The organism is Cryptosporangium japonicum (assembly GCF_039524755.1).
In the GTDB taxonomy this organism is placed as follows: domain Bacteria; phylum Actinomycetota; class Actinomycetes; order Mycobacteriales; family Cryptosporangiaceae; genus Cryptosporangium; species Cryptosporangium japonicum.
On the sequence record NZ_BAAAGX010000025.1, the window covers coordinates 222,484 to 229,128 of the forward strand.

General features: G+C 70.7%; 9 protein-coding genes. 4 read left to right on the plus strand and 5 right to left on the minus strand.

Going from position 1 to position 6,645, the window contains the following annotated elements; genetic code table 11:
- The first annotated feature begins 93 nt into the window (after positions 1-93).
- The gene (locus tag ABD437_RS30770) at positions 94-927 is read left to right on the plus strand and encodes a helix-turn-helix transcriptional regulator (RefSeq protein WP_344652435.1); all 834 of its coding nucleotides are present in this window, start codon (positions 94-96) and stop codon (positions 925-927) included.
- Here the strand turns inward: ABD437_RS30770 and ABD437_RS30775 are convergent.
- From ABD437_RS30775 to lspA, 4 genes are all read right to left on the minus strand, one after another.
- Positions 912-1,082, minus strand: coding sequence for a hypothetical protein (locus ABD437_RS30775; protein WP_344652436.1), 171 nt, complete (start codon positions 1,080-1,082; stop codon positions 912-914). The two genes, ABD437_RS30770 and ABD437_RS30775, sit on opposite strands and share 16 nt — an antisense overlap.
- A gap of 14 nt (positions 1,083-1,096) precedes the next feature.
- Positions 1,097-1,288, minus strand: a complete 192-nt coding sequence (locus ABD437_RS30780; RefSeq protein ID WP_344652437.1) for a hypothetical protein — start codon at positions 1,286-1,288, stop codon at positions 1,097-1,099.
- An 89-nt stretch (positions 1,289-1,377) separates the two neighbouring features.
- On the minus strand, positions 1,378-2,271 hold the full coding sequence (locus ABD437_RS30785; protein WP_344652438.1) for a siderophore-interacting protein: 894 nt from the start codon (positions 2,269-2,271) through the stop codon (positions 1,378-1,380).
- Between the two features lie 33 nt (positions 2,272-2,304).
- Positions 2,305-2,835, minus strand: a complete 531-nt coding sequence (gene lspA, locus ABD437_RS30790) for a signal peptidase II (protein WP_344652439.1) — start codon at positions 2,833-2,835, stop codon at positions 2,305-2,307.
- A gap of 140 nt (positions 2,836-2,975) precedes the next feature.
- On the opposite strand from lspA, the gene ABD437_RS30795 reads away from it, so the two are divergent.
- Together ABD437_RS30795 and ABD437_RS30800 are read left to right on the plus strand one after the other, a co-directional pair.
- Complete coding sequence (locus ABD437_RS30795) at positions 2,976-3,425, plus strand: hypothetical protein (RefSeq protein ID WP_344652440.1); 450 nt, start codon at positions 2,976-2,978, stop codon at positions 3,423-3,425.
- 17 nt (positions 3,426-3,442) lie between these two features.
- A complete protein-coding gene (locus tag ABD437_RS30800; RefSeq protein WP_344652441.1) occupies positions 3,443-3,808 on the plus strand; it encodes a MerR family transcriptional regulator in 366 nt (121 codons plus the stop codon).
- On the opposite strand, the gene ABD437_RS30805 is transcribed toward ABD437_RS30800, so the two are convergent.
- On the minus strand, positions 3,805-4,797 hold the full coding sequence (locus ABD437_RS30805) for a 5'-3' exonuclease (RefSeq protein WP_344652442.1): 993 nt from the start codon (positions 4,795-4,797) through the stop codon (positions 3,805-3,807). The two genes, ABD437_RS30800 and ABD437_RS30805, sit on opposite strands and share 4 nt — an antisense overlap.
- A gap of 23 nt (positions 4,798-4,820) precedes the next feature.
- Between ABD437_RS30805 and ABD437_RS30810 the strand changes: the two genes are divergently transcribed.
- Positions 4,821-6,212, plus strand: a complete 1,392-nt coding sequence (locus ABD437_RS30810; protein ID WP_344652443.1) for a serine hydrolase — start codon at positions 4,821-4,823, stop codon at positions 6,210-6,212.
- The last annotated feature ends 433 nt before the right edge of the window (positions 6,213-6,645 follow it).

Consider the following 6,645-nt stretch of genomic DNA (forward strand, 5'->3'; position numbering starts at 1 on the left):
CTGCCCCCGGTCCGGTGACACCGAAATCGGAGCGTGCATCGTGGGAGCGCCGCTCCCTGGCTCGACCCGACCGGCCCGGGGCAGCATGGGTACATGCAGCGTGAACAGCTCGCCGACTTCCTGCGCCGCCGCCGCGAGGCGATCCGGCCGGCGCAGGTCGGGCTCGCCGACGGCCCTCGCCGTCGCACCGGCGGGCTGCGACGCGAGGAGGTGGCGATGCTCGCGGGCATGTCGGTCGACTACGTCGTCCGGCTCGAGCAGGGGCGCAGCAGCCAGCCCTCGCCCCAGCTGCTCGGTGCGCTGGCCCGCGCGCTGCGCCTCTCCGACGACGAGCGCGACCACCTCTTCCGCCTGGCCGGCCAGCCCCCACCCCCGTCCGACGGGGTGGCCCGGCTGGCCCGCGCCGGCCTGCTGCGCCTGCTCGACCTGCTCGGCGACAACCCGGCGATGGTGATCTCCGACCTGGGAGAGGTGCTGGCCCAGAACCGCATGTCGACGCTGCTGGTCGGCGACCAGATCGGCACCAACGTGCTGCTCCGGTGGTTCACCGAGCCGGCCGCCCGTGCCGTGCACGTTGCCGAGGAACAGGAACGCCACTCACGCCAGCACGTCGCGGACCTGCGTGCGGCGGCGGGCCGCCGGGCGGGTGACCCCGCGGTGGCCACGCTGATCGCCCGGCTGGAGTCCGCGAGCGAGGACTTCCGGCGGCGGTGGGCCGAGCACGAGGTGGCGGTGCGGCGTGCGGACCGGAAGACGATCGTGCACCCGCGGGTCGGGCCGCTGCTGATGGACTGCGAAACGCTCGTCACCCCCGACCTGGGCCAGCAGCTGGTGGTGCTGACCCCGGCCGACGCCGACGCCCGCGAGCGCATCGACCTCCTGCGCGTCGTCGGCCTGGAGGAGTTCCCGGCTCAAGCCGAGACGTGAGCGAAGAGCTCCTCCCTCGGCACGTCGGGCGTCGAGGCCGGTGCCTGGCCCGGTACCACCTCCTGCTGGTTGCCGTCGCTGAGCGTGCCGGCGGGCTCGTCGATGTCGGCCGGTGCGATCCGCACGTCCGCGGCTCGCCGCAGCGCGTTCCGCATCGCCGGGGTGCACATCAGGCGGTCGCCCGGCGCTTGCGGTACGGGAGGACGAACATGTACAAGCCGGTACCCAGCAGCAGCAACAGCGGTGGCAGCGGGAGGTAGTAGATCCAGCCGGGCGCGGACAGCGCCGCCGCGACGAAGCAGATCACGACGGTGGCGGTGAAGACCAACGAGGTGCCGCGGTGGATCTGTCGCCAGTTCATCGGTTCCTCCGAGAAGACGTGGGGTTGATGTCGGTCACGCTAGGTGCGCGCGACCGGCCCGTGCTTCTCGATTCCTGACCGGTTGGACCCTAGAGGCCCAGGCGGGCGAGCTTCTCGTCGTACTGGATCTCGATGTCGGCGAGGTCGGCGTCGGCGGCCCAGACCGCTTCGAGCGACGCCTTGGTCGCGTCGTCGAGCGCGTCGTAGCGGTCGCGCCAGGTTTCCGCCCCGTCGGTCCAGTACCCGACCGCTTTGTACGCGGTGGACGGCAGGCCCAGCTCCCGGCGTAAGTACTTGCGGACGTTGCGCATCTCGCGGGTCTCGCCGGCCACCCACACGTAGCCGGTGCCGTCCGGGCGCGGCATCGAGCGCACGCACTGCTCGAGCCGGCTGGCGCCGTGCCCGTTGCCGCCGTGCAGCCAGGTGACCTCGGTGCCCGGCCGTACGTCGAGCGGGAGGTGGTGTTCCGGCCCGGGGACCTCGAGGATCGCGCGGGTGCGCACCCCGGCGGGTGCGTTCTCGAGCAGGCGCGCCGCGGCCGGGAGCGCGGCGAAGTCCGCGACCAGCAGTTGCCAGGTCAGGCCGGCGGGCGGGTCGTACATGCCGTCGGGGGTGTTGATGCCGACGAGGTCGCCGGGCGCGGCTTTCCTGGCCCACTCGGCGGCGACACCGCCGTCGTGGACGACGAAGTCGATCGAGACCTCGGTGGCGACCGGGTCGAAGGCGCGGACGGTGTACGTACGCATCGTGGCCAGGTCGATCGACCCGTAGTCGAGGTGGCCGTCGGTGACCGTGGGGAGGATCGGTTCGCGCTCACCGTCGCGCGGGAAGATCAGCCGGACGTACTCGTCGCCGACGCCGGTGGTGGCGTACCCGGCGAGCGCGTCGCCCCCGATGACGACGCGTCGCAGCGCCGGGGTGAGGTCTTCGGTGCGGACGACTTCGCCGGTCCACACACGCATGGGCAGCGTGGTTCCGCTCATGCGCTTAGGTTAGGCTAACTATGGTCGTTGGGGCTACGGGGTCTGCTTCTCCGCGGCCTCGTCGCCCTCTTCCGACGCGGCGTCGGTCGGCGGCTCCTCGCGGAGCGGCACCTCGCGGAAGGTCAGCAGGGCCAGGACGATCGCGCCCAGCACGAGCGCGATGTCGGCCACGTTGCCGACGAAGAACCCGTTGTAGTCGATGAAGTCGACGACGTGTCCCCGCGCGAACCCGGGCTCGCGGAAGAGCCGGTCGCCCAGGTGCGACGCCGCACCGCCGAGCACCGCCCCGAGCGCCAACGCCCAGGCCAGCGACGTCACCCGCCGCGCGTAGTACAGGATGCCGACGACCGCGGCCGCCGCCGCGATCGCGAACACCCAGGTCATCGACTCGCCGATGGAGAACGCGGCCCCGGGGTTGTAGACCAGCCGGAAGTCGATGAGCGGCGGGACGACCGTGATCTCACGCCCGTCGGAGAGTGCCCGTTCGGCCCAGTACTTGGTCGCCTGATCGACCACGAGAACAACAGCTGCCCAGACGAGGAACCACCGATAGCGCGATCTCACGGTCCCGACGATACGGTCGCCTCCCTCCACCGCCCCGAGGCCCCTCGGCTGCTCCTGGGACATTCCGGCGTCGACGGGTAAGGAGACTCCGGTCAGAAAGTGCCATGTCACGAATCGGTGGGCTGTGTCGTCCTGGGCGCATGAGACTGATGCGTGCCGGACTGGTCGTCCTCGCGGTCCTCGACGGGCTGGTCGGGGCCTGGCAGTACTTCTTCCCGCGGTCGTTCTACGACGACTTCCCGACCGTCTCGAACGATCCGCCGTACAACGAGCACCTGATGGCCGACGTGGGCGGGCTCAACCTCGCGATCGTGACCGTGCTGGTGATCGCCGCGGTCGTCCTCGAACACCGCCTGGTCATGGCCGCGCTGGCCGGCTTCGGCGTGTACTGCGGCACGCACTTCGTCTACCACGTGACGAACTTCGACGGGTTCCCGATCCGGGACGCGGTCGCGGTCGGCACCGGGCTGGGCATCGAGTTCGTGCTGACGATCGCGCTGCTGTTCCTGGGCTACCACCTGCGCACCCGCGACCTGGCCGGCAGCCGCGCTACGCTGAACCTGACGTCGACGTCAGAGGCAGATGTGTGATCGGGGAGGTCCGAGCGATGCGTATCGGAGAGCTGGCGTCGAAAGCCGGGGTCAGCGTGCGTGCCCTGCGCTACTACGAGGAGCAGCACCTGCTGGCCTCCGAGCGCACCCCCAGCGGCCAGCGCGTCTACACACCCTCCGCGGTCGACCGCGTCCGCTTCATCCAGCAGCTCTACGCCGCCGGCCTCTCCAGCAAAGCGGTGCTCGAGATCCTGCCGTGCGTGCACACCGGCGTGGTCACGCCCGAGCTGATGGCCCGGCTCACCACCGAGCGCGACCGGATCGACGAGCAGATCGCCGAGCTCACCGCCACCCGCGACCGCCTCGACGGCGTCATCCGCCACACGATCGCCTACCGCGACACCCAGGTGTGCACCGCCTAGAACAGCGCCATCTGGTCCGGTGACGGCTCCCGGCGGGCCCGCGCGCTGCGCGGGTACTTCGGCGGCTCGGGCTCCGGTTCCGGCGGCGGGGTGCGCCCGGTCAACGCCCACAGCGACGGCCCGAGGATGATCCCGCGCCCGGCCAGCGCCTGGCGCATCACGCCGTACGAGAGCGGCAAGCGCGCGGAGTCCAACGTCGGCAACTCCAGATCGGAACGCATCCGCATCAGCCGCCGGTTGACCGACACCCGCTCCCGCGCCTCGTCGGTCACGAGGCTCCGCGCCGCCACCTCACCCACCACCGCACGCACGTCGTCGAACCCGGCCGCCCACGCCGCCTCGACGCTTCCGAACGCCCCCAGCAGCCGCGCGGCCAGAATCGTGCCGAACCCCCGCACCCCCGGCAGGTTGTCGGACGGATCCCCGCGCAACGCGGCCAGGTCGCCGTAGCGCGCCGGCGTCACCCCGTACAGCTCCTCCAGCGACCCGGGCGTCATGAGCACCGCCTCGTCCAGGCCACCGTTACGCAGCCGCAGCACCGACGTCTGCTCGTCGATCAGCGCGAACGCGTCCCGGTCGCTGGTCACCAGCACGGACCGCCACCCACCGGCGCGCGCCGACGCCGCCGCGCTCGCCAGCACGTCGTCGGCCTCGAATCCGCGCGGTACGACGGTGCAGAAACCCGCCGCCCGGAGCAGGTCCGGCGCCGCCGTGATCTGCTCCGACAGGTCCGCGGCCTTCTCCGGCCGGTGCGCCTTGTACTGGGGGTAGTCGACCTGGCGGGTGGAGTGCTCCGAACAGTCGAACCCGACGACCACCGCATCCGGGCGCAACTTCGCCGACGCCCGGGCGACGTAGCCCACCAGACCCTTCAGCGCCCAGACCGGCCGGTCGTCCGGGTCGAGCAGTTTCCCCGTCGCGGCCGCGTGGTAAGCGCGGTGCAACAGACTGTTGCCGTCGAGCACGAGCAGCAGCGGTGGGGAAGACACGCACCCAGCCTAGGAGGTCCGGGATGACCTTGCGGGCGGTGCGCAGAGCGATCACGGCCGGCTTCCTCGTGGCCGTGCTGCTCTTCGGCGGACTGGTCAGCGGCGAACGGCTCGAGACCCAGCGCCCCCGCGGCCTGGACCCCACCCAGCTGACGCCGCGCGACGACCGGTTGGCCCGCGAACTGCTGGCCGCGGTGAACGAGCGCAGCTTCGTCGACCTCGTCGACGTCCGCTTCCTCGGCCTTCCGCTCCCACCGGTGTTCGGCCTGGTGCCGAATGTGGACACCACGGTGATCGAGCTCAACGCCTCCGGCCAACCGGTCGCCGCCGCCACCGTGCTGCTCAGTGCCCGCTTCCGCGACGGCCTGGTCGTCCCGCTCGACGAGAACCTCACCACCGACGCCGTCCGCTGGCGGCGCTGGGACGACCGGGCGTGGAGCGACAACGCCGGCCAGGGCCGCGTCGACCTCCTCCCGGGACGCACCCGCGCGCCGGTCGACTTCATGTCGCCCTATCCGGCCTCCGTCTTCAAACTCATGGTGACGTTCGGCGTGCTGCGCCTGGTCGACCAGGGCCGGGTCGGTCTCGACGAGCCGTACGCGTACGCGCCGGACGGCGAAGCGAGCCCGATCTGCAAGGGCCCACGCACGGCACCGGTGCGCCGGTTCCTCGACGAGATGCTCACGATCTCGTCCAACCCGTCCACCTGCGCGATGGTCCGCCTGCTCCACCAGTACCGGGCGATCCCGCGGTTCGACCGCCTGGGCCTGCCCACGCTCCGCCTCGGTGGCACCGATCCGCGCACCGGCGGGAACTGGACCAACGAGATCACGATGACCTCCGCGGACACCGCGAAGTTACTGCTCCTGCTCGTCGGTGGGCCGGGAACGCTGTGGCGTACGCCGGACGGAACGCCCGTCACCCGGGACGTCCTTCGCCCCGCCTCCCGCGCCTTCTTCCTCCGGACGCTCGGCGAGCAGGGCCTCAACCAGGTGCTCTCCACGACGAACTGGTGCGAACGGCCGTACCCGGCCAAGGGCATCCCTCAATCGACCCCGGTCCGTTGGATCGATCCGACCGATGGCTCGGTGCGAATACCCGAGCACCGGTACGGCGAAGACGTCCGTCCGTGCAACGAGACCGCCGAAGTCACGTTCGCCCACAAGACCGGTCTCTCCGAAACCGCCGGCGGTGACGCCGGGATCGTGCGCTCCCTGCCGGGTAAGCCTTGGCGGCACTACATCGTGGTGGTGCAGACGAACCTGGGAAGCCGATTCGTCGATCCGGCTCGGCCGAAGGACCCACCCGGCGTCGACCCGGTGGAGTACTCGGAGAAGTTCGGCGAACTGGGCCGGGCAATCGACCGAGCGGTCACGTCTCATCACTACGAGCCCGCCGTCACTGCGCGATCGTGACTCTCCGTCCGCCCGGTCCCACGCCACGCACCAGGACGGTCGGTGTCCGATCCGCCGCCTGAACCGAGCTGACCAGCACGAAGACGGCTGACCGACCGTAGTTGTTCACTGTGTGTCCACCGCCACGGTTAATCGCTTTGCACTACCGGCGATGTGTCGCGTAGATTTCACAAGGCCCGCAGGGGAGACGGACACGCACCGGACGCGCAAGCGAACGGGTGGACGGCCCGCGGGAAGCAGCTCGAGCCACACCGGCCGGAAGGTCGGGGCGAAGTGCTGTGCCGGGCGAAGCGGCCGATTTGGCGCCGCGAGAACGACCGGATACGCTGGAAAACGAAAGGCGCCGCGCTTTTTAAGGCGGTGGTAGGGCCCCGATAAGGAAACAGAGCGAATTTGGTTCTGGAAATCGGATCGGGTACAGTAAGAAGCGCAG

Coding starts and splice junctions, on each gene's coding strand:
- ABD437_RS30770 (WP_344652435.1), top strand. CDS start 94: ATGCAGCGTGAACAGCTCGCCGACTTCCTGCGCCGCCGCCGCGAGGCG.
- ABD437_RS30775 (WP_344652436.1), bottom strand. CDS start 1,082: ATGCGGAACGCGCTGCGGCGAGCCGCGGACGTGCGGATCGCACCGGCC.
- ABD437_RS30780 (WP_344652437.1), bottom strand. CDS start 1,288: ATGAACTGGCGACAGATCCACCGCGGCACCTCGTTGGTCTTCACCGCC.
- ABD437_RS30785 (WP_344652438.1), bottom strand. CDS start 2,271: ATGAGCGGAACCACGCTGCCCATGCGTGTGTGGACCGGCGAAGTCGTC.
- ABD437_RS30795 (WP_344652440.1), top strand. CDS start 2,976: ATGAGACTGATGCGTGCCGGACTGGTCGTCCTCGCGGTCCTCGACGGG.
- ABD437_RS30800 (WP_344652441.1), top strand. CDS start 3,443: ATGCGTATCGGAGAGCTGGCGTCGAAAGCCGGGGTCAGCGTGCGTGCC.
- ABD437_RS30810 (WP_344652443.1), top strand. CDS start 4,821: ATGACCTTGCGGGCGGTGCGCAGAGCGATCACGGCCGGCTTCCTCGTG.